Annotated in this window: 22 protein-coding genes; 14 read left to right on the forward strand and 8 right to left on the reverse strand. The window is 32.5% G+C overall.

Annotation, left to right across the window (positions count from 1 at the left end; translation table 11 throughout):
• Positions 1-13: 13 nt before the first annotated feature.
• Positions 14-1,252 carry a S1C family serine protease gene (locus JX000_RS05195; RefSeq protein ID WP_398575058.1) on the reverse strand — a complete coding sequence of 413 codons (1,239 nt, stop codon included), beginning with the start codon at positions 1,250-1,252 and terminating at the stop codon, positions 14-16.
• A gap of 189 nt (positions 1,253-1,441) precedes the next feature.
• Between JX000_RS05195 and JX000_RS05200 the strand changes: the two genes are divergently transcribed.
• From JX000_RS05200 to JX000_RS05210, 3 genes are all read left to right on the forward strand, one after another.
• A complete protein-coding gene (locus JX000_RS05200) occupies positions 1,442-2,059 on the forward strand; it encodes a lysophospholipid acyltransferase family protein (RefSeq protein WP_002452185.1) in 618 nt (205 codons plus the stop codon).
• A gap of 155 nt (positions 2,060-2,214) precedes the next feature.
• A complete protein-coding gene (locus JX000_RS05205; protein WP_124227851.1) occupies positions 2,215-2,556 on the forward strand; it encodes a hypothetical protein in 342 nt (113 codons plus the stop codon).
• A gap of 58 nt (positions 2,557-2,614) precedes the next feature.
• Positions 2,615-2,929, forward strand: a complete 315-nt coding sequence (locus tag JX000_RS05210) for a hypothetical protein (protein WP_145506618.1) — start codon at positions 2,615-2,617, stop codon at positions 2,927-2,929.
• Between the two features lie 54 nt (positions 2,930-2,983).
• On the opposite strand, the gene JX000_RS05215 is transcribed toward JX000_RS05210, so the two are convergent.
• The gene (locus JX000_RS05215; RefSeq protein WP_206140961.1) at positions 2,984-3,310 is read right to left on the reverse strand and encodes a DUF2147 domain-containing protein; all 327 of its coding nucleotides are present in this window, start codon (positions 3,308-3,310) and stop codon (positions 2,984-2,986) included.
• A 371-nt stretch (positions 3,311-3,681) separates the two neighbouring features.
• Here JX000_RS05215 and nagE point away from each other — a divergent pair, with 371 nt between their 5' ends.
• On the forward strand, positions 3,682-5,160 hold the full coding sequence (gene nagE / locus JX000_RS05220; RefSeq protein WP_206140962.1) for an N-acetylglucosamine-specific PTS transporter subunit IIBC: 1,479 nt from the start codon (positions 3,682-3,684) through the stop codon (positions 5,158-5,160).
• Positions 5,161-5,262: 102 nt separating this feature from the next.
• A complete protein-coding gene (locus tag JX000_RS05225; RefSeq protein WP_124227847.1) occupies positions 5,263-6,387 on the forward strand; it encodes an HAD family hydrolase in 1,125 nt (374 codons plus the stop codon).
• Positions 6,388-6,455: 68 nt separating this feature from the next.
• Here JX000_RS05225 and serA read toward each other — a convergent pair whose 3' ends face one another.
• The 3 genes from serA to JX000_RS05240 form a co-directional block, all read right to left on the reverse strand.
• A complete protein-coding gene (gene serA, locus JX000_RS05230; RefSeq protein WP_124227846.1) occupies positions 6,456-8,051 on the reverse strand; it encodes a phosphoglycerate dehydrogenase in 1,596 nt (531 codons plus the stop codon).
• A complete protein-coding gene (locus JX000_RS05235) occupies positions 8,041-9,204 on the reverse strand; it encodes a pyridoxal-phosphate-dependent aminotransferase family protein (protein WP_002452192.1) in 1,164 nt (387 codons plus the stop codon). The genes serA and JX000_RS05235 overlap by 11 nt, the downstream gene beginning before the upstream one ends.
• A gap of 119 nt (positions 9,205-9,323) precedes the next feature.
• Positions 9,324-9,764: an OsmC family protein gene (locus tag JX000_RS05240; protein ID WP_002452193.1), complete on the reverse strand. Its 441-nt coding sequence runs from the start codon at positions 9,762-9,764 to the stop codon at positions 9,324-9,326.
• Positions 9,765-9,841: 77 nt separating this feature from the next.
• On the opposite strand from JX000_RS05240, the gene JX000_RS05245 reads away from it, so the two are divergent.
• Positions 9,842-10,579, forward strand: a complete 738-nt coding sequence (locus JX000_RS05245; RefSeq protein WP_124227844.1) for a glycerophosphodiester phosphodiesterase — start codon at positions 9,842-9,844, stop codon at positions 10,577-10,579.
• Between the two features lie 426 nt (positions 10,580-11,005).
• Here JX000_RS05245 and rpsD read toward each other — a convergent pair whose 3' ends face one another.
• Both rpsD and JX000_RS05255 read right to left on the reverse strand, forming a co-directional pair.
• On the reverse strand, positions 11,006-11,608 hold the full coding sequence (gene rpsD, locus JX000_RS05250) for a 30S ribosomal protein S4 (protein ID WP_002467124.1): 603 nt from the start codon (positions 11,606-11,608) through the stop codon (positions 11,006-11,008).
• Positions 11,609-11,836: 228 nt separating this feature from the next.
• On the reverse strand, positions 11,837-12,301 hold the full coding sequence (locus JX000_RS05255; protein ID WP_002452196.1) for a GAF domain-containing protein: 465 nt from the start codon (positions 12,299-12,301) through the stop codon (positions 11,837-11,839).
• Positions 12,302-12,436: 135 nt separating this feature from the next.
• Here JX000_RS05255 and ezrA point away from each other — a divergent pair, with 135 nt between their 5' ends.
• From ezrA to JX000_RS05290, 7 genes are all read left to right on the forward strand, one after another.
• Positions 12,437-14,140, forward strand: coding sequence for a septation ring formation regulator EzrA (gene ezrA / locus JX000_RS05260; protein ID WP_206140963.1), 1,704 nt, complete (start codon positions 12,437-12,439; stop codon positions 14,138-14,140).
• A gap of 246 nt (positions 14,141-14,386) precedes the next feature.
• Positions 14,387-15,526: a cysteine desulfurase family protein gene (locus JX000_RS05265; protein ID WP_206140964.1), complete on the forward strand. Its 1,140-nt coding sequence runs from the start codon at positions 14,387-14,389 to the stop codon at positions 15,524-15,526.
• Positions 15,526-16,749 (forward strand): tRNA uracil 4-sulfurtransferase ThiI, encoded by a 1,224-nt coding sequence (gene thiI / locus JX000_RS05270; protein WP_145506607.1) that lies wholly within the window; start codon positions 15,526-15,528, stop codon positions 16,747-16,749. Before JX000_RS05265 ends, thiI begins: the two co-directional genes overlap by 1 nt.
• A gap of 25 nt (positions 16,750-16,774) precedes the next feature.
• Complete coding sequence (locus JX000_RS05275; RefSeq protein WP_206140965.1) at positions 16,775-17,551, forward strand: TSUP family transporter; 777 nt, start codon at positions 16,775-16,777, stop codon at positions 17,549-17,551.
• A gap of 226 nt (positions 17,552-17,777) precedes the next feature.
• Positions 17,778-18,272 carry a thiol peroxidase gene (gene tpx / locus JX000_RS05280; RefSeq protein ID WP_002452201.1) on the forward strand — a complete coding sequence of 165 codons (495 nt, stop codon included), beginning with the start codon at positions 17,778-17,780 and terminating at the stop codon, positions 18,270-18,272.
• 134 nt (positions 18,273-18,406) lie between these two features.
• On the forward strand, positions 18,407-19,354 hold the full coding sequence (locus JX000_RS05285; protein WP_002452202.1) for a class I SAM-dependent methyltransferase: 948 nt from the start codon (positions 18,407-18,409) through the stop codon (positions 19,352-19,354).
• An 87-nt stretch (positions 19,355-19,441) separates the two neighbouring features.
• Positions 19,442-20,680 (forward strand): acetate kinase, encoded by a 1,239-nt coding sequence (locus JX000_RS05290; protein ID WP_002452203.1) that lies wholly within the window; start codon positions 19,442-19,444, stop codon positions 20,678-20,680.
• Positions 20,681-20,847: 167 nt separating this feature from the next.
• Here the strand turns inward: JX000_RS05290 and JX000_RS05295 are convergent, their stop codons facing one another.
• Positions 20,848-21,348 carry a universal stress protein gene (locus tag JX000_RS05295; RefSeq protein WP_002452204.1) on the reverse strand — a complete coding sequence of 167 codons (501 nt, stop codon included), beginning with the start codon at positions 21,346-21,348 and terminating at the stop codon, positions 20,848-20,850.
• Positions 21,349-21,501: 153 nt separating this feature from the next.
• Here JX000_RS05295 and ald point away from each other — a divergent pair, with 153 nt between their 5' ends.
• Positions 21,502-22,617: an alanine dehydrogenase gene (gene ald / locus JX000_RS05300; RefSeq protein WP_206140966.1), complete on the forward strand. Its 1,116-nt coding sequence runs from the start codon at positions 21,502-21,504 to the stop codon at positions 22,615-22,617.
• The last annotated feature ends 74 nt before the right edge of the window (positions 22,618-22,691 follow it).

Raw genomic sequence — 22,691 nt, forward strand, 5'->3', positions numbered from 1 at the left:
CCATTCCTGTTATTTATTCTGCAAATTGACTTTGTTTTTCTGAAGAAGATTGGCTAACTGACTGAACTTGTTTCTTTAGTTTGACATCAATTGTTTCAGTTTTACCATCTCGAATAATCGTCAACTTAACGTCTTCACCTGGTTTCTTATTTTCATATAGATATGTTCGTAAATCTGTGTCTTCTTTTACTGATTTTCCGTCTACCTTAGTAATAATATCTCCTTTTTTCAAGTCATTATCGTGATCCACTTTGGCTACATAAACACCAGATTGACTATCCGTATTTAATTCTTTTTTATATGAATCTGGAATATCACTTAAATTAATTAAGCCGATACCAATAGAAGGACGTTCAATTTTACCGTGTTTAACTAATTGTTCAATGGTAACTTTGACCTCGTTACTTGGTATAGCGAATCCAATGCCTTCAACTTGTTCTGAAGCGATTTTCATAGAGTTTATGCCAACTAAATTACCGTTGATATCTACCAAGGCACCTCCAGAGTTACCAGGGTTAATTGCTGCATCAGTTTGAAGTACATTTACTTTTGTATTTCCACCAGTGGTATTGGCATCAATCGTACGTTCATTTGCTGAAATAATACCCGAAGTGACTGAATTTGCAAATTCAAGGCCTAGAGGGTTACCCATCGCAAATACGCTATCGCCTGTTTGTACTTTAGATGAATTAGCAAAGTCTATAGCTTTGATACCTTTCGTATTATTAATTTTTAATACGGCAATATCAGTGACTGCGTCTTTACCAACTAATTTTGCTTTAACTTGTTTGGAATTGTGTAACTGAACCTTAATCTCAGAAGCACCATCGATAACGTGATTATTAGTAACGATGTATGCTGAACCATCACTGATTTGATAGATGACTCCGGATCCAATACCTGCTTCTTCAGGCTTAGCTGTCTTACCATTTAGTAAATCGTCCAAGTTCGTTGACTTTTGCATATTGATAACACCTACAATTGCTGGCGATACATCTTTAATCATCTCATGAACTGAACTATACTTATCACTTTTACCGTCTAACTGATTACCACCTTTACTATTTGAAGCTTCATTAACAGTGGCTCCATTTTGATTGAAAATGGTATGATCGAGTAGTTTGCCAATACCCAATACTAGTAATGCACCAATGATACCTGCAATTAATGCAACGAGTATAGTTTTAAACCATGGAAACTTAGGTTTATTATATCGAGATGGCTGATCGTAAGAATCAAAGGATTGATTCATTTGTGTATAATCTGACATATTTGACCTCCAATATAAATATTCTCACAATATAATTATGTAATTTTTTTCACAAAAACGCTAGTTTTCTGCAATCAGACTTTAGACTTATTTAAAGCTTATCTTGTTCAACAAGTATCTAAATGATAAAATCTAAATGTTAAACAGAAAACTATAAGAGTAGGTGTAACTATGTATAGAGTGATTAGTAGTATCTTGTATTTTATTTTAGTTAAGTTAGGTAAATCATTATTTGTTATCGGAAAAGAAAATGTACCGAAAGATAATCAATATGTTGTGACTTGTACACATGAAAGTTATAACGAAGTGATAATGTTAGGTATGGCTATTTATCCAAACCAAATCCATTACATGGCAAAGAAAGAATTATTTAGTAATAAATGGGGCGGTAAATTTTTAACTGCATTAAATGCATTTCCAGTAGATAGAGAAAATCCCGGTCCAAGCACATTAAAACGACCAATTAAATTATTAAAAGAGAATAAAACAGTTGGCATTTTCCCAACGGGTCACAGAACATCTGCAGAAGGTGCGCCATTGAAACGTGGTGCAGCAACAATAGCTATGTTAGGTAAAGCACCTATACTTCCTGCAGCATATGTAGGACCTAAAAAATTACATGGACTGGTTACAGGTCAAGCATTAATAAAGTTTGGTGAACCTATTGATACAAGTAATTTACCTAAAGACTTAAAAAGAAATGAAAAAGTAGATTACTTAACAAAAGAAATCGAACGCCAAACAACAGCATTGCAAAAAGAATTAAATGAATTAGCTAAAAATTTATAATTAAACATTAAGGTTGGATAGGGATTCAATGAAATATTTTGAATCATATCCAACCTTTTTAATATGTTTTTTAATGTATAAGTAAATAGACAATATGTGTCCTCCATCATTGTTATGATGTACAAAACATTTTAAATTTTAGGGGGACATTTTAAATGAAAAGAATAATTGTATTATGTTTAGGCATGCTTATTTTGTTAGCAGCATGCGGTAGTAAAGTAGATGGTACATATAAAAATGATGAAATGAGCATTAAAGCAAGTAAAGATAGTGATCGTGCAACTTTACATCTAAAATCACTAGAAAATGATGGTGGTATTTTTGGTGTAGAAAAGAATGATGGTAATGTTGAAGGGCGAATTGACAAAGATAAAAAAACAATGACGTTTGAAGTGCAGGATGAAACAATGAAATTTGATTATAAAGTTAAAGGGGATAAACTCATATTAATTAATCCAGATAAAGATGATGAAAAAATTGAATTGAAAAAAGAGTAATTTAATTTTTGAGATTGCATATTTTATACTGAATTTCTAATTGAAAGGTGTAAACAGTATGAAGAAAATAATGGCGATTACGCTTACGATGCTTTTTATATTAACAGCGTGTAGTAATCAAATCTATGGTAAATACAAAGTGGAAGACAATGGCGGGACGATAGAAATTAAGAAAAACAATAAGGTTGAGGTTTCTAATGAAAATGAAAAAGAAGTCTTACACGGTAAAATAAATAAAGATGATAAAATCATAACATTATATTATGAAAATCATCCTATGAAAATTGATTATAAGCTAGAAGATGATACATTAAAATTAAAGTTAAAGGCTGGTTCTGATGAAGAAGTTGCCAAAGCGAAAAAAGTAAAATAATGATTATATATAACACCCGTTAAAATCATGTTTAGATTTTAACGGGTATTAATATTATTGTTTGATTTTCTCGAATTTTGCTTCACTATCATCGGGTTTTTCATCTGGTTTTTCTAATGCGTAAACCGCTTTTTTACCAACTTTTAAATAACCAGTTGAGCCACCTAAATTAATTTTGGCAAGATCTTTATGTTCTTTATCATCTTTTATTGATCCTTCTGCAGTTTCACCTTCAGTTGTGACTTTGAGAGATTCACCTTTTATAGTGATAATATCACCATTCTCATTTTGCCATTTACCTTCCGCCTTTTTAGTAGGGCTACTTGAACAAGCTACTAATAAGACACTAAAAATTGAAACGATTACTAAAATCTTTTTCATAAAGCTCAACCTCCTTATTGATTGCTATCATTTTATCAAAAAATCAAAATATTGTGTATAATATATTTTGTATAATTTGTTATAAATAGATTAGTGTAAAATATCATAATTACTTTTATTTCAATGTGAATTTTAACAGAAGTGTTCTTCTATCAAATTTAAAAAAACAAAAAACTTGAAAAGTTCATAATTAGCATGAAAATGCAATTTTATTTATCTATTGATTCTGATACAATATGTAAGGATATAAGTTGATATGACAGTGATTTACATCATTTTTCATACATATACAAAATTACAAATTAAATGATAAATTTGAGAAATTGAAAATTGTCATTTATCATCCAACAAAAATAAAGGGGGAGTGTTACATGTTTAAATTTTTTCAGAATTTAGGTCGTTCACTGATGTTACCAGTGGCAGTATTACCAGCAGCAGCGATTATAGTTGGTATAGGTAACGCGCTAAACGTTTTACATGCCTTACCTCAAGTGGCTCAATTCTTTGTTGCCGTAGGTACTACTATTCTTGAGCAATTAGGCATATTATTTGCTATAGGTGTAGCCATTGGTATGGCTAAGAAGAATGATGGTGCAGTCGCATTAGCATCAGCATTAGGCTTCTTTGTAGTAACCAAAGTGTTATCACCAGATAAATTAGCGCCTATCTTGCATGTTAAGCCATCATCATTAGGTGAAGCATTCGACAAGATGGATAACGGCAACGTATTTGTAGGTATCATTATTGGTCTTATTGCGGCGTATACTTATAATCGATTTAGTGAAACAGAGTTACCACTCGCATTATCATTTTTCAGTGGTAAACGTCTGGTACCTATACTAACCGCATTTTTCTGTACATTTATAGCAGTTATTTTATTATTTGTATGGCCAGTTGTTTATAATGCTATTGTGACATTTGGTACTTGGATTGTAGGTATGGGGCCATTTGGCGCATTTATTTATGGTGTAGCCAACCGTTTATTAATTCCAACGGGTTTACATCATGCATTAAACACAGTATTTTGGTTTGATACAGTTGGAATCAATGATATTGGTAAATTCCAAACAGGTAAAGATGCTGTACATGGTATTACAGGTCGATACCAAGCAGGGTTCTTTCCAATTATGATGTTTGGTATGCCTGCATCAGCTTTAGCAATGTACCATACAGCTAAAACATCTCAACAAAAACAAGTATATGGTTGGTTCTTAGGAAGTGCGATAGCTGCCTTTTTCGTAGGTGTTACAGAGCCAATTGAATTTGCATTTATGTTTGTTGCACCTATATTATATGTTATTCACGCATTGTTAACTGGATTATCATTATTTATTGCTGCTACTTTTCATTGGACAGCTGGATTTTCATTTAGTGCAGGACTCATAGATTACATATTATCTCTAATAAATCCAGTAGCTAATCAACCATTAATGTTATTAGTACAAGGTATTGTATTCTTCATTTTATATTATGTTATCTTTAGATTTGTCATACAGTTCTTTAATTTAAATACCATTGGACGAGGTGACAATGAATTAGTTGATCCAACTGATGAGGATGCGATTGAAAAGGAAAGTGCTGATACTAAGCAAAGTAATGGAAGTAAATATAGTAAATCAGCTTCACAAATTCTTGATGGTTTGGGTGGCGCTCAAAACATTACTACTTTGACAAATTGTGCAACAAGACTAAGATTAGAGCTTGAAGATAACTCAATCATCGATGAACAGAAAATTAAAAGTGCAGGTGCTGTTGGTGTCACTAAGAGTGGTAAACATTCAACTCAAGTCATCATTGGTACTCATGTACAACAAGTCGCAGACGAAATAGAAAAACAAATCGAATCATAATATTTTTAATAGGGTAGGGCAAATTCATAATTTGAATTTGCTCTATTTATTTACAACATGTATATTATATAGTATCAGAATTTTCTGAAAGGGAGTTTATAGATGAAGTCAGTATTGTTTGATGTAGATGGTGTTTTTTTAAGTGAAGAACGTTGCTTTGATGTTTCAGCTTTGACTGTCTATGAATTACTAATGGATCAAAGTTATTTAGGATTGAAACCTGATATAGATTTAAGTCTTCTTGAAAATGAAGATATTGATCGAATTAGAGCAGATATATTCGTCAACGATGACGTTTTAAAAAAGTTGAAGTCACTCGGTTTAAACTCAAATTGGGACATGTTATATATTGTCTTTAGTTTACATTATATTCAGATATTAAAAGCATTACCATCTGATGAAGTAGAAAAGATACTTCAGTCTCAACAAATTAATGGAGAACAGTTACAACATATAGGTCAATTGATAAAATCTAATTATCAAATTGATTACCAATTGCCACTTAAATTTTTAGAACATGTTCAAAGCGGAAAGTCTAATATTTTCTCTCGATTACAAGAGTATGCGAGAAATGAATTAAATACGAACAATGTATCATACTTTGATTTTAAAAGTCCGCTTTGGAATTTAACACAATCTATATATCAAGAATGGTATTTAGGGTCAACATTGTTTAAAGTAGTTGGAGGTCATGCACCGTACAAGCAAAATAAAAGTGGTTTTATTCATCAAGAAATTTTAATACGTCCTATTAAAGAGATTCAAGATCTACTCAATGATTTGAAAGCTAGTGGCTATCAAATTGCGATTGCTACAGGTAGACCAAGAACGGAAACACTCGTGCCATTTCAAACACTGAATCTACTTTCATATTTTGATGAAAAGCACATTGTGACAGCAAGCGAAGTGTTAAAAGCTGAAACTATGTTTGCTGAATATAAACCTTTAGGAAAGCCAAATCCGTTTAGTTATATAGCAACATTAAGTGGTAATAAGAAAGATGAATACTTCAAATATATAACACATCAAAATAATATAGTTAAAAAAGAGGAAGTATTTATTGTAGGTGATTCATTAGCGGATTTATTAAGTGCAAAGAAAATAGGTGCTACATTTATAGGAACTTTAACTGGACTAAAAGGTGAACAGGCTAAGACAGAATTAGAAAATAACGATGCCGATTATATTGTTAATCATGTGGGAAATATCCGCGACATATTATTATAAAAAAAGCTACAGAATATATGAGAGATGTTATGATGTCATCAATCACATATTTTGTAGCTTTTATTGATTTAAAGTGTTAGTTTAGTACTTATAATTTTATTGAATGGTATCGCATTGTTAAGTTCAGTAACAAGGGTTTGTGATGCTGGTTGGTCAATAGATAGTATCATTAATGCTTGACCACCTTCAATTGTTCTACCTAAAGTCATTGAACCAATATTAATACCGTTATCTCCTAATAAATTACCTGTTTTACCAACTATACCTGGTTGGTCATTGTGACATGTAACGATTTGATACTGATTAGGTTTGAAATCTAAAGAGAAATTATTGATTCTAACAATTCTTGGGCCAAAACCGGACAATACCGTACCACCAATTTTAATTGTGTCTTTATCATTTGATAATGACAATTCAATATAGTTACTAAAACCTGATTCGTTTTTATTTTTTTCAATTTGATAGGTTACATCTTGCTGATTTAATAAAGCTAAAGCATTGATAATATTGACTTCATCTCCAAAGTCTTCTTTTAAAATATTAGATACTATGGTTCTTGATATTAGGCTTGTATCAATTTTTGCTACATCTCCGCCATAAGTAATCGTTACTTCACTCGGTGCACCTTCTAAGAGTTGGATACCAAATTCCCCAATTGTAGTGGCTAATGATAAGTAATCTTTTACATTTTGGTCAACCTCATTCATATCCATTTTAGGTGCGTTGACTGCATGTTCGACAGTCCCTTTAGTTAATATATCAATGATTTCATTTGAAACAGAGACAGCTACTTTTTCTTGTGCTTCAACAGTTGATGCACCTAAATGTGGTGTCACTATAATTTTATCATGTTTAATTAATGGCGAATCTAAAGGGGGTTCATGCTCAAATACATCTATGGCAGCTCTTGAAATTTGAGCATGGTCTAAAGCATTGATAAGTGCATCTTCATCAATTATCCCACCTCGGGCTACATTGATTATTTGTAAATTAGGTTTCGCTTTTTTAAAGAAGTTATCTCCGACAATACCTTTTGTTTTAGGTGTTAAAGGCGTATGGACGGTTACAAAATCTGACTTTGAAGCAATCTCATCTACAGTAGCCAATTGAATATCTAATGATTTGGCTTTGTCTTCTGTTAAATATGGGTCAAAGGCCAATATTTGCATTCCAAAACTTTGTGCACGTTTTGCTACACCTAAACCAATACGTCCAGCACCAATAATACCTAATGTTTTCTTATACAATTCTGTGCCACGAAACGCTTTTCTATTCCACTCTCCAGCTTTTAGAGATTGATGCGCTTGTGGAATATTTCTAGCCATAGCCAAAATCATTGCGATGGAATGTTCAGTTGCTGAGATGGTATTGCCATCCGGTGCATTGATGACTAGTATACCTTTTAATGTCGCAGCTTCAATATTTATATTATCTACGCCAACACCTGCTCTAGCAATTACTTTTAAATTTGATGCAGCTTCAATAATTTGGTCAGTAACTTGTGTTTGACTTCTCACGATTAACCCTTCATAGTCAGGAATTATATTTACCAATGTCTCTTCTGTTAAATCAGTTTGAATATCGACGTCAAAGTCAGGATGTTCTAATAAACTTTTAATACCTTCATCTGAAATAGGGTCCGAAACTAAAATTTTATGACTCATGCTGTATTACCTCCATAAATTTTGATACACCTGTACCAATATAATTTGAGTTTCTATATTCAGTAAGAATAAGTTCTAATGCGGAAACAACGGATAGAATATCAAATGGGGAGACTTTACCCATATGACCAATTCTAAGTATTTCTCCTTTAAGATGCCCTTGACCACCTGCAATAGTAATATTAAATCTAGATTTAAGTTGATTTTTAATTATTGTCAATTCATCTTTGGAATTTGGAATAAATGCTGTAACGGTAGGGGAAGCAACTTCATCTTTTTTAACTAATACGTCGAGGTCTAGTGCTTTAAGAGCATGTCGTAACGCATCTCGAATAATATAATGACGTTGAATAACATGGTTCAAACCTTCATGCTTAACTAAGTCAACATATGCATTCACACCTCTAAATAATGAAACATTTGGTGTAAAAGGAGTAGAGTGTTTAGTAGATGAATCTATATATTTGTTTAAATCAAGATAAAATCTTGGTGTTGTAACTTCTTTGAATCTTGATTTCGCTCTAGTGCTATAAGCGACAAAAGCTAAACCTGGTGGTAACATAATTGCTTTTTGACTACCTGACACTAAAACATCAATATGGTCTTTGACCAAGTCAACATCGACGGCACCAATACAACTTACGCCATCAACTATAAAATAGATATCTGAATCATAAGATTTAATTTCTTGTCCAAGTACATGGATAGGGTGTAATACACCAGTAGATGTTTCACAAAATTGGGTAAAAATAGCAGTGACTTTGACATTTAAACTTTTAAGAAAATCTAAAAATGAATTAACATTGACTGCTTCGCCCCAAGAAACGTCATAGACGTGGATATTTTTATAATAAGTCTCAGCTATTTGTTTGAATCGATTGCCAAAGGCGCCTGAAACAATAATGACGATATGATCCTCAGGATTAGCGATATTTAACATACTTGCTTCTAATACACTCGTACCACTAGATGTTAATATTAAGACATCATTTTGGGCACCGAATATTGGTTTTAAGCCACTATAAGCATCTTCAGCAATCACTTCAAAATCCGAAGAACGATGGCCTACCATAGGTAATTGAATTTGGGACATAATTTCATCGGGTACTGGGGTTGGTCCTGGTGTAAGTAAAAGGGGTTGATAATAATGCATAAGTCATTCCTCCAAGTGTAATATTGAACCATTTTAACAAATATTCTGAAAATTTAAAAGGTTAAATAAATCGCTGTCAGATTTAAGCAATGATTTTCATCAATCTGACAGCTTTATAGTTATTTTATAATTGGTTCAATGTGAACTATGACGTTGTTTTTAATCGAGTTAGAAATCATACAATTATTATCAGCAATTTTTAATAATTTTGGTAATCGCTTTTCTAAATTGTCTTTATCTTTGTCTGCTACTTTGATTTCTGGATAATGTGTAATGGATGTCATTTTGAATTTTGCATTTTCAAATACAGCATTGCCGATGGATTGCTGTGTAATTGAAATGTCTTTATAACCAGCTCTTTCAAGTGTTGCTGCCAAGGAAATAATATAGCAAGATGATGCTGCGCTAACTAATAGTTCGTCAGGATTGGTACCCACACCAGTACCTTCTAAAGAGGCTGGAATAGATATTTGTTCATTAATCACGTCGCCAGTTACTTGACCAACTTCATTTCTACCACCTTGCCAAGTGGTTTGAACTTTAAAGTCATGTTGGACCATTTAGATTGACCTCCTGTGTCATTATGGTAATTTAAGTTTAGAATATTATTAATCAGATTAAAAGAAAGGTGACTTTCATGTCGAATGAACATTCAAATCCATCATATCAATTAATTGCTCATCGTGGTTTACCACAAGACTATCCTGAAAATACATTAATAGGCTACCAACATGCTTTCGCATTACCTATAGATATGTTAGAAATTGACATACATTATACTAAGGATAAGCAACTTGTTGTCATTCACGACGATACGATAGATCGTACATCTAATGGTAAAGGTAAAGTTAAAGATTATACATTAGAAGAATTAAAAAAATTGGATTTTGGTTCTTATCATCAGGGTCATTTTGAAGGCGAACAAATTCCAACATTTGATGAAGTATTAGATTTACATTCTCGAAGTTCAAAAAAATTACTAATTGAAATTAAAAAGCCAAGCCAATATCCGGGCATTGAAAAGATGATTGTAGATCAACTTAAAGAGAAACAAGTTCCAACACATAAGGTAATCTTGCAATCTTTTGATTTTGACAGTGTCAGTAAATTAGCGCATATGAATGTGCCTTATGAACTAGGTGTGTTAATAAGTAAGAAAAAATATTGGTATAAATCACCAGATTTTAAAGCGATTGCAAAAATTGCTAACTATATTAATCCTAATTATAGCATTGTTAACAAACATTTTATGGAAAAAGCACATGCTGAGCATTTAAAAGTGATGCCATATACAGTTAATGATTCTAAAGAAGCAAGAAAACTCATAGACCTAAATATTGATGGCATTATTACGGATATACCAGACCGATTATAAAGATAAATCACTATAGAAAAGGAGGGAGTGGGATAGAAATTATAAAGAACCACTAATCATTTATGATGTAGTGGTTCTTACGCATTAGCCACAGCTAATGTGTACTTTAAAATAGGAATACATGAGTGAAACTCATGCATAAGAAATACTAATTTCTAAAGAAAAAGTATTTCTTTATCGTTATCCATCCCCAACTTGCATTGTCTGTAGATTTTCTTTTCGAAATTCTATATGTTTGGGGCCCGTCCCCCCGGCAAGGTTGACTAGAAAGGAAAATACTTATTATAAGTGCTTTTTCATTTCAGTCAACTAAAGCCTAAATATAAATGTAACTTGACGTATATATCTATGTCCCAGCCTGTAATTATTTATGGAAATAAAAAAACACCCAATCTCCAAAGAGAAAGGGTGAAGAATATAAACATATTATCTTGAGTAGTACTCAACGATTAATTGTTCATTGATTTCAGCTGGTAACTCGCTACGTTCAGGGAAACGAACGAAAGTTCCTTTTAAGCTGTCTGCATCAAAGTTTAAATATTCAGGAACAAAGTTGTTGATTTCAACAGACTCAGTAATGATATTTAATTTTTGAGATTTTTCACGAACAGCGATTTCTTGACCAGGTTTTAATGAATATGATGGGATGTCTACGCGACGGCCATCAACTTCGATGTGACCATGGTTAACTAATTGACGTGCTTGACGACGTGTACGTGCTAAACCTAATGAGTAAACTACTGCGTCTAAACGACTAGCAAGTAAAATCATGAAGTTTTCACCGTGTACACCGTATTGTTTAGCAGCGATGTCAAATGTGTTACGGAATTGACGTTCTGTCATTCCATATAAGTAACGTAATTTTTGTTTTTCACGTAATTGTAAACCATATTCTGATAATTTTTTACGTTGGTTTGGACCATGTTGTCCTGGAGCGTAAGGACGTTTTTCTAATTCTTTACCTGTACCGCTTAAAGAAATACCTAAGCGACGAGATTTTTTCCAGTTTGAACCTCTGAATCGAGCCATAATAAGACTCCTCCTTTTTCTTTTTTGTTGTTATGAATAAACAAAAAAGAGTGTTATATGCTTATTAAGATATGTTGTTTTATGTGTCTTCACCTTATAGCGACAGTTACACGGCACGTCCGCATTGGGAACAACATAGCGCTCAATAATATACAACTGCTATTTTCGTTAATTCACACAAAATTCATTGTAACAGTTTATGCGTAAGAGTCAATACTTTTAATTCAACTATTTAATTTGGTTTTCTATTATCGAAACAACTTTTTCCAATTCTTTGCGGTCTTCATTATTAAATCTATTTTTAATTGGCGCATCAATATCTAAAACACCAATAATTTCATTGGCCTTATGTATTGGAATGACAATTTCTGAATTACTATTGGCATCACATGCTATGTGTCCAGGAAATTGGTGGACATCTTTTACAACTTGTGTTTCATTATTAGAGACTGCTGTACCACAAACGCCTTTACCAATTTGTATATGGACACAAGCAGGGTGTCCTTGGAAAGGACCTAAGATGAGTTCGTTATTTTCAATTAAGTAAAAACCAACCCAATTAACTTGGTCTAAGTGATCATTGAGAAGTGCAGATGTGTTACTCAATATCGCTATTAAATTTGATTCATCCTCTATTAAGCTAATGAGTTGTTTTTGTAGTAAGTCATAATTTGTGTTTTTGATGTCTGACATATTGTCTCCCCTTAACCGTTATTTTATATAAGTATAAGGTGTTTAAAATATTCTATCAATAAATACATTTTCTGATTTAATGAAAAGACAAATTACGTTATAATATAGAGTGATAACATAGGAGGAGAAGTATATATGGTGTTATATATCATTTTAGCAATAATAGTTATTATATTGATTGCTGTGGGTATCATGTTCTACTTGCGATCGAATAAACGACAGCTCGTTGAAAAAGCTGAAGAACGTAAATTAGATATTAAAAAATTACCTTTTGATCAAAATATTAAAAAATTATCTAGTTTAAACCTAAAAGGTGAAACTAAAACGAAGTACGATGCAATGAAGAAAGACAACTTAGAAAATACTAATCAATACTTAGCTCCTGTCGAGGAAAAAATTCACAACGCTGAAGAACTTTTAGATAAGTTTAACTTTTCAGGTGCTCAAGCAGAAATTGATGATGCGCATGAATTAATGGATCAATACGAAGCAAGTTATAATAATCAAGTTTCACAAGTGGATGAAATAGTTGCATTACATAAAGATAACGAAGCATTATATGAAAAATGTAAAGTAGATCATCGTGAAATGAAACGAGATATATTAGCTAATCGTCACCAATATGGTGAAGCAGCTGGTCCATTAGAATCAGAAATTGAAAACTTTGAACCAAAGTTATCTCAATACGAAGTTTTAAAAGCTGACGGAAATTATGTTCAAGCGCATAACCATATTTCAGCTTTACATGAAGAAATGCAACAATTAAAAGAATATATGGAAGAAATACCAGAATTAATTCGTGAAGCTCAAAAGGAACTTCCTGGTCAATTCCAAGATTTAAAATATGGTTGTAGAGATTTAAAAGTCGAAGGCTATGATTTAGATCATGTTAAAGTAGATGGTACTGTTCAAAGCCTTAAAACAGAATTGAGTTTCGTAGAACCAATGATTAGTAGATTAGAATTAAATGAAGCGAATGACAAACTTGAATATATCAATGATAAGTTAGATGAAATGTATGACTTAATCGAACATGAAGTTAAGGCAAAGAATGAAGTTGAAGAAACTAAAGATGTTATCACTGATGACTTATTCAAAGCCAAAGACATGAATTATACATTGAAAACAGAAATTGAATATGTTCGTGAGAATTACTATATTAATGAATCAGATGTTCAAAGCGTAAGACAGTTTGAAAATGAAATTCAAAATCTTATCTCAGTATATGATGAGATTCTTAAAGAAATGTCTAAGTCGGCTGTTAGATATAGTGAAGTACAAGATAATTTACAATATTTAGAAGATCATGTAAGTGTGATTAATGAAAAGCAAGATAAATTACAAAATCATTTAATTCAATTACGTGAAGACGAAGCTGAGGCAGAAGATAACTTATTGCGCGTACAATCTAAAAAAGAAGAGGTTTATCGACGCTTATTAGCTTCTAACTTAACTAGCGTGCCAGAACGATTCATTATTATGAAGAATGAAATCGATTATGAAGTACGTGAAGTTGATGAACAATTTAGTCAAAGACCAATTCACGTCAAACAATTAAAAGATAAAGTTGCTAAAATCGTCATTCAAATGAATACATTTGAAGATGAAGCGAACGATGTATTAATTAATGCAGTTTATGCTGAAAAGCTAATTCAATATGGTAACAGATACCGTAAAGATCACCAAAGTGTTGATAAAAGCTTAAATGAAGCAGAACGTTTATTTAAAAACAATCGTTATAAGCGTTCTATTGAAATTTCAGAACAAGCACTTGAAAGTGTAGAACCTGGTATTACGAAACATATTGAAGAGCAAGTAATTAAATCAAAACGATTTTAATTAATAATAAGACATGGTTTCCATTTAATTGGAAGTCATGTCTTTTATTTTTACAAAAAAATAGTATAATGCATGAGTATGCTTATTTAGAAATGCTTTTTAATAGTTAAATAACGAAAAATATAATTAAACTGAATAAATAATTACTCATAGTAGTCTAAGTATAGAAATATACTATATCAATGATATTTGACAGTAGTATATAAAATTAGCTAAGTAAAAAATGTAGAAAGTGAAGTGTTATCAGTGATTTATTTAGATAATGCAGCAACAACCAAAGTAGATCCTAGTGTTTTGAATTCCTTTGTAAAGGTTAATGAGACACTTTATTATAATCCTAATAGTCCTCATCAGGCTGGCTTACAAGCAGAAAAATTGTTGCAACAAGCGAAAGAACAAATTAATCAAGCACTAAGATTAAATCACTCATATGATATTATTTTTACAAGTGATGCTACAGAATCTAATAATATGGCGTTAAAAGGAATAGCTTATCGCAAAAAAGATACAGCCAATGAAATCATAACCTCTGTATTAGAACACCCTTCAGTATTAGAAGTAGTGAGATATTTAGCTGAAAAAGAAGGTTTTGTATTAAAATATGTCAATGTTCAATCAAATGGGCAGATAGATATCGAGCATTTGAAGTCCATAATGAATGAACGGGTAGGCCTTGTAACATGTATGTATGTCAATAATATTATGGGGCAGATTCAACCAATACAACAAATTGTCAATGTACTAAAAGATTACCCTAAAGCGCACTTTCATGTAGATGCGGTACAAGCTTTAGGAAAAATACCGTTCAATATAGAAGGTATTGATAGTTTGAGTTTAAGTGGTCATAAATTTAACGGTTTAAAAGGACAAGGACTTTTGATCACTAGAACAGCACATAATATCGAGCCCATTATACATGGTGGAGGTCAAGAATATGGCGTTCGCAGTGGTACAGTTAATTTACCAATGGCAGTATCAATGGCAAAAGCGATTAATAATGCTATGAAACAGACAGATGAATTGCATCAAAGATTGTCTTCTTACCAACAACAAATTAGAGCCATGGTTCTAACATACCCTGGTATTAAAATTAATTCTCCTGAAGATGCTGCACCACAAATCATCAATTTAGGATTTCCTGGTGTTAAAGGGGAAGTTTTAGTCAATGCGTTCTCAAAACAAGATATTATGGTATCTACTACGAGCGCTTGCTCTTCTAAAAGGGGTAAACTCAATGAAGTATTGCTTGCAATGGGTATTTCTGGCCGACAAATTGAAGGAAGTATTAGAATATCAATGGGACAGATGACTACACAAAAAGATATCGATAACTTTAAAGATAAATTTGAAATTATATATGAAGAAGTGAAGGAGTTGTTGAAGTAATGAGATATGACCACTTAATAGTTAGATATGGTGAGTTAACACTTAAAGGTTCAAACCGTAAAAAATTTGTGAATCAATTAAAAACTAATGTGACACGAGCTTTGAAGCCTTTAGAAGGATTCCATATTAAAGGTAAAAGAGATCGTATGTACATAGAGTTGTTCGAAGAAGCGGATATTGATGAAATCATACATCGATTATCTAAAGTGTATGGTATTAAATCAATCAGTCCGGTATTGAAAACAGAAAAGAATGATCAAGCCATGGCTAATGTCGCTGTGCAATTAGCGCAATCATTTGATCATGGTTCAACATTTAAAATTGACGTTAAGCGATCAGATAAGTCTTATCCTAAAGATACTTATGAGCTACAGCGAGAAATTGGTGGAGCAGTATTAAAAAATGTGGAAGGACTAACAGTAGATGTGAGACAACCACAACATGAAATTCGTGTAGAAGTGCGTTTAGATGCAATCTATATTTATGTGGAAGTCATTCAAGGATCCGGAGGTTTACCAGTTGGTACAGGCGGTAAAACGCTTTTGATGTTATCTGGAGGAATTGATTCACCTGTTGCAGGTATGGAAGTAATGAAACGTGGTGTGACAATTGAAGCGATACATTTCCATAGTCCGCCATTTACGAGTGAAAAAGCTAAAGATAAAGTTATAGAACTGACACGTATAATGTCTGAACGTGTTGGTCCAATTAAATTACACATCGTGCCTTTTACAGATTTACAAAAACAAATCAATAAGTCAGTACATCCAAGATATACGATGACTTCCACTCGTCGATTAATGATGAGAGTGGCTGATCAATTAGTGCATAAAATTGGCGCTTTAGGTATCGTCAATGGTGAAAACCTTGGACAAGTTGCAAGTCAAACACTCAATAGCATGTATGCGATAAATCACGTTACATCAACGCCAGTGTTACGCCCTTTATTAACGCTTGATAAGGAAGATATTGTGAAAAAGGCTAAAGAAATTGGTACTTTCGAAGTTTCCATTCAACCTTATGAAGATTGTTGTACCATTTTCACCCCTAAAAACCCAGTAACAGAACCAGACTTTGATAAAGTTGTAGAATACGAAAGTGTATTTAACTTTGATAGTATGGTGGATGAAGCTGTCGAAAACATTGAAACAATTATGGTAGATAAAAATTATAAATCTGAAAAAGATAAATCAACTGATGCTTTAATGGAAGATTTATTCTAATAAATAATCGCAAAGGGGTCATGACATGGAATGGGATATATATGTCATATTGATTATTGTTTTGTTTGGATTTTTAGCATCATTTATTGATTCAGTCGTAGGTGGTGGAGGATTAATTTCTACTCCTGCACTACTAGCAATTGGATTGCCACCTGCAGTAGCACTAGGAACAAATAAATTAGCAAGTTCATTTGGGACACTGACAAGCACCATCAAGTTTATTAGATCAGGTAATGTTGATTTGAAAATAGTATCAAAACTGTTTCCGTTTGTCCTTATAGCATCTTCAGCTGGTGCTTATTTAGCAACACTATTACCTGCACAACTTTTAAAACCATTAATTATTATTGCATTGTCATTAGTATTTATTTATACCTTAGTAAAAAAAGATTGGGGTTCAGTTAGGACGTTCACCACTTTCACACGAATGAAAGCCATTATGTTTGTCATGGCATATCTTATTATTGGTTTCTATGATGGATTTATTGGTGGTGGTACAGGGTCATTCATGTTATTTGTATTACTTATGTTTGGATTTGGCTTTTTAAGTGCAGCAGGCAATGCTAAAGTACTCAATTTCGCATCCAATATAGGGGCTTTAATCTTATTTATGATATTAGGACAAGTTGATTATTTTTATGGACTAATAATGGCAGTCAGTATGATCATAGGTTCATATGTGGGTGCACAATTCGCCATAAGTAAAGGTGTGGGTTATGTTAAATTGTTATTTATAACAGTCACTGCACTATTGATACTTAAAAATGCATATGACTACTTATTACCTTTTTTTACAAATTAATATAATTAAAATGAAAGCAAATCTTTATTGAAGTAGATGGACTTAAACGTAAGTACTATCAATTCATAATAAGATTTGCTTTTTGAATAAATCGAATGTTCCTTAGTAAAAATATTTAACACTATATATAACGAATTTTTAAGATATAAAAGTTTAAAATTGAATTTGGTCATATTGATGTCGTATGATATTAATGGATGAAAAATATAAATAGGAGGTCATATATATGACTGAAATTACATTTAAAAATAACCCAGTAACATTATCAGGACAACAAGTGAATGAGGGAGATGTTGCACCTAATTTCACAGTATTAGATAACGATTTAAATCAAAAATCTTTAGATGACTATGCTAATAAGAAAAAATTGATCAGTGTAGTACCATCTATTGATACTGGTGTATGTGATCAACAAACACGTAAGTTTAATGAAGAAGCATCACAAGAAGATGGTGTTGTATTAACAATTTCAGTTGACCTACCATTTGCACAAAAAAGATGGTGTGCATCTAATGGTTTAGATAATGTGGTAACATTAAGTGACCATAGAGATTTATCATTCGGTGAAAACTTTGGTGTGGTGATGGAAGGCATGCGATTATTAGCTCGTTCAGTATTCGTACTAGATCAAGACAACAAAGTGGTATATAAAGAAATTGTAAGTGAAGGTACAAACTTCCCAGATTTCGAAAAAGCCTTAGAAGCATACAAAAATTTATAACTATTTGTCTAAAGATGGAAACTTTTAGATAGTAGTGTGAGAAATAAGCATCCATTGTTTTTTACAAGTGATAATATGACATCAACTGATTTCACTATGAAAGCGATGGATGCTTTTTATAGAGAGGGATTTAAATGGCAGAAGAAAATACGATTATGGAAAGATTATTCCATCACTTAGATGAAAAAGCTAAAACTTTAAACCAAGAAAATGGACAAAGTTTTATAGAAAATCTAGGGTTAGCAATGGAAGATATCTATACTAATCAACGAGAAATGTTAGAACAAGCTACTCTTCAAGATAGAAGAAAAGCATTCCAATTTGCATATTTAAGTTTAATGCAAGAAGAAAATATACAGGCTAATCATCAAATCACACCAGATTCAATTGGTTTAATTTTAGGTTTCTTAGTTCAACGATTTACACAAGATAATGACGAGTTGCATGTGGTTGATATTGCAAGTGGTGCAGGTCACTTAAGTGCTGCTGTTAAAGAAGTGTTAACTGAGACAACAATTATGCATCATCTTATTGAAGTGGATCCAGTGCTTTCTAGAGTGAGCGTTCACCTTGCAAACTACCTAGAAATACCTTTCGATGTATATCCACAAGATGCTATTATGCCACTACCATTAGAAGAATCTGATATTGTAATTGGTGATTTGCCTATTGGTTATTATCCAGTAGATGACCGTAGTAAAGAAATGAAACTAGGTTTCAAAGAGGGGCATAGTTACTCCCATTACTTGCTTATTGAACAAGCTGTTAATGCATTAAAAGGGGCAGGATATGCATTTTTAGTTGTTCCAAGCGAGTTATTCTCAGGAGAACATGTGAAACAGTTAGAAAAATTCATTACTACAGAAACGGAAATGCAAGCATTTTTAAATCTACCATCTACGTTATTTAAAAATGAAAAAGCGCGTAAATCTATACTGATATTACAGAAGAAAAAAGCAGATGTAACAAAACCAGTTGAAGTATTCCTAGCGAATATTCCTGATTTTAAAAACCCACAACAATTCCAAGGTTTTATAACTGAATTAAATCAATGGATGGACACAAATCATACAAAAAAATAATCTGTAACAGTATAGAATTCAAACTGTATTAATGATAAAATAAAATGTGAAAAATATAACTAAACAAATGATGGAGGACAAAATCTTATGTCAAAATTAATTTTGGCGATTAATGCTGGTAGTTCATCTTTGAAATTCCAGCTTATTAGAATGCCTGAAGAAAAAACAGTAACAAAAGGCGTAGTAGAAAGAATTGGTATGGACGATTCTATTTTTACAATTCTTGTTGAAGGGGAAAAATTAACTGAAGTCAGAGATATTAAAGATCATGAAGAAGCAGTTAACTTGATGTTAGAGAAATTTAAAGAACATCATATTATCGAAGATATCAATGAGATTCAAGGTACTGGTCACCGAGTTGTACACGGTGGTGAAACATTCCCTAAATCAGTAGTTGTTACTGATGAAGTTGAACAACAAATTGAGGCATTGAGTGAATTAGCACCATTGCATAACCCTGCTAACTTAATGGGTATTAGAGCATTTAGAAAGCTATTACCTGAAATCCCACATGTTGCAGTTTTTGATACATCATTCCACCAAACCATGCCAGAACAAGCATATTTATATAGTTTACCTTATCGTTATTATGAAGATTATGGTATTCGTAAATATGGTTTCCATGGTACAAGTCATAAATATGTATCACGACGTGCGGCTGAAATATTAGGTAAACCTATTGAAGATTTACGTATTATTTCATGTCATATTGGTAACGGAGCTTCAATCGCAGCTATTGATGGAGGAGAATCAATTGATACATCAATGGGATTCACACCATTAGCAGGTGTAACTATGGGTACACGTTCAGGTAACCTAGATCCAGCATTAATTCCATATATTATGGAAAAAACTGGTAAAAATGCAGATGAAGTTCTTAATATCTTAAATAAAGAATCTGGTTTATTAGGTATCACTGGTACATCTAGTGACTTACGTGACTTAACTGAAGAAGCTAAACATGGTCGTCACAGAGCACGTGTAGCACTTGATTTATTTGCCTCTAAAATCCATAAATACATTGGTTCATATGCTGCAAGAATGCATGGTGTTGATGTCATTGTATTTACTGCAGGAATAGGTGAAAACTCTCATATTATTCGTGGTAAAGTATTAGAAGGCTTAGAATTTATGGGTGTTTATTGGGATCCTAAGAAAAATGAAAACCTCCATGGTGAAGAAGGTGATATTAACTACCCACATTCACCTGTTAAAGTTCTTGTAGTACCAACAGATGAAGAAGTAATGATATCTAGAGATGTCATCAAATATGGTGGTTTAGAAACTGAAGAAACATCTTCAGAAGAAAATGTTGAATCAAAATAATATAGTGAATGAGAGGAGCGACAATGTCGTTCCTTTTTTAGTTTATAGAGATAACTTTATTTTGATAAATTAATTATGAAATAAAGTAATAACAATTTTCTACAGAATATAAAAAAGCCAGCAAATGTAATCATTTGCTGGCGTAATAATGATAATTTTATTATCAATTAATTTGAATATCTTTCACGTAATTGTGGTGTAGCAACTTGTGGTTGGAAATCATTTGGCATTTCTTCAGTTCTTACGACTAGCACATCACATGGTGCGTGTCTAACAATGGCTTCAGAAACTGAGCCTACGATAAAACGCTCAACTGCATTAAGACCTGAAGTACCACTCATAATTAAGTCTGCACCAACTTCAGGTGCGATTTTTTTAGGGATAATTGCTTTTGGTGAACCGAATTCTAAACGCGTTTCAACGTTTGTAACACCAGCATTTGTCGCAACTTCTTTATAACCATTCAATAATTCTTCTGAGAAGTGCTTAGATTTTTCAGTAAATTGAGCATCATATACCTCATAAGAAGAATAAGTTCTTGAATCAATGACATTCACAATTGTAAGTTTGGCATCGTTACGTTTAGCAACGCCAACTGCTTTATTAAATGCCCATTCTGCTTCGTGTGAACCGTCGACTGCGATTAAAATATTTTTGTAAGTAATCATCGTCAGTACCCCTTTCGTCTTTTCTTACTTATATATTACCACATTTTTCAGAAAATATTACTTTAAAAATTAACATTTTTGTGTATTTTTGTAGGCGCTTTCATTTGTATTTTAGTAGGCTTTCGCGTTACTATAATAGAGGAGGTGTGTGGAATGAAAATAGGTATTCCTAAAGAGATAAAAAACAATGAAAACAGAGTAAGTCTATCACCGAGTGGTGTACATGCCTTGGTTGAACAAGGACACACTGTTTTAGTAGAAACTAATGCTGGAATTGGCTCATACTTTGAAGATATAGATTATAAAGAAGCAGGGGCTGACATTGTTTCAGAAGCATCACAAGTTTGGGATGTTGATATGGTCGTTAAAGTTAAAGAACCATTAGAAGAAGAATATCAATATTTCAAAGAAGGTTTAATTTTATTCACTTATCTACATTTAGCAAATGAAGAAAAATTAACACAAGCGCTTGTAGATAATAAAGTGATTGGTATTGCCTATGAAACTGTACAATTACCAGATCGTTCATTACCATTGTTGAGTCCGATGAGTGAAGTTGCAGGTAGAATGGCAACACAAATCGGTGCTGAATTTTTACAAAAGTTTAATGGCGGTATGGGTATCTTACTTGGAGGCGTGCCAGGTGTGCCTAAAGGTAAGGTGACAATTATTGGTGGTGGCCAAGCAGGCACAAATGCAGCAAAAATTGCATTAGGTTTAGGCGCAGATGTCACTGTATTAGACGTTAATCCTAAACGTCTACAAGAATTAGATGATCTGTTTGATGGAAGAGTACATACTATTATGTCAAACCCATTAAATATTGAAATGTATGTTAAAGAAAGTGATTTAGTTATAGGTGCAGTATTAATTCCAGGCGCTAAAGCACCAAATCTTGTAACAGAAGATATGATTAAACAAATGAAAAATGGTTCTGTAATTGTAGATATTGCAATTGACCAGGGTGGAATTTTTGAAACTACAGACAAAATTTCAACTCATGATGATCCAACTTACATTAAGCATGGCGTTGTTCATTATGCAGTTGCTAATATGCCTGGTGCAGTACCACGTACATCTACATTAGCATTAAATAATGCTACATTACCTTTTGCTCAGATATTAGCAAACAAAGGCTATAGAGAGGCATTTAAATCTAACCATGCTTTATCTTTAGGATTAAATACGTACAAAGGTCATGTAACACATCAAGGCGTTGCAGAAGCATTTAATATGAAATACACATCTGTTGAAGATGCCTTAAAATAATTTAAAATCATCAATATATAAATAACACCCTCAAATGCATCTAATACATTTGAGGGTGTTAATAATGTTGAAGA

It is taken from the genome of Staphylococcus sp. SB1-57, assembly GCF_017086425.1.
In the GTDB taxonomy this organism is placed as follows: Bacteria; Bacillota; Bacilli; order Staphylococcales; family Staphylococcaceae; genus Staphylococcus; species Staphylococcus warneri_A.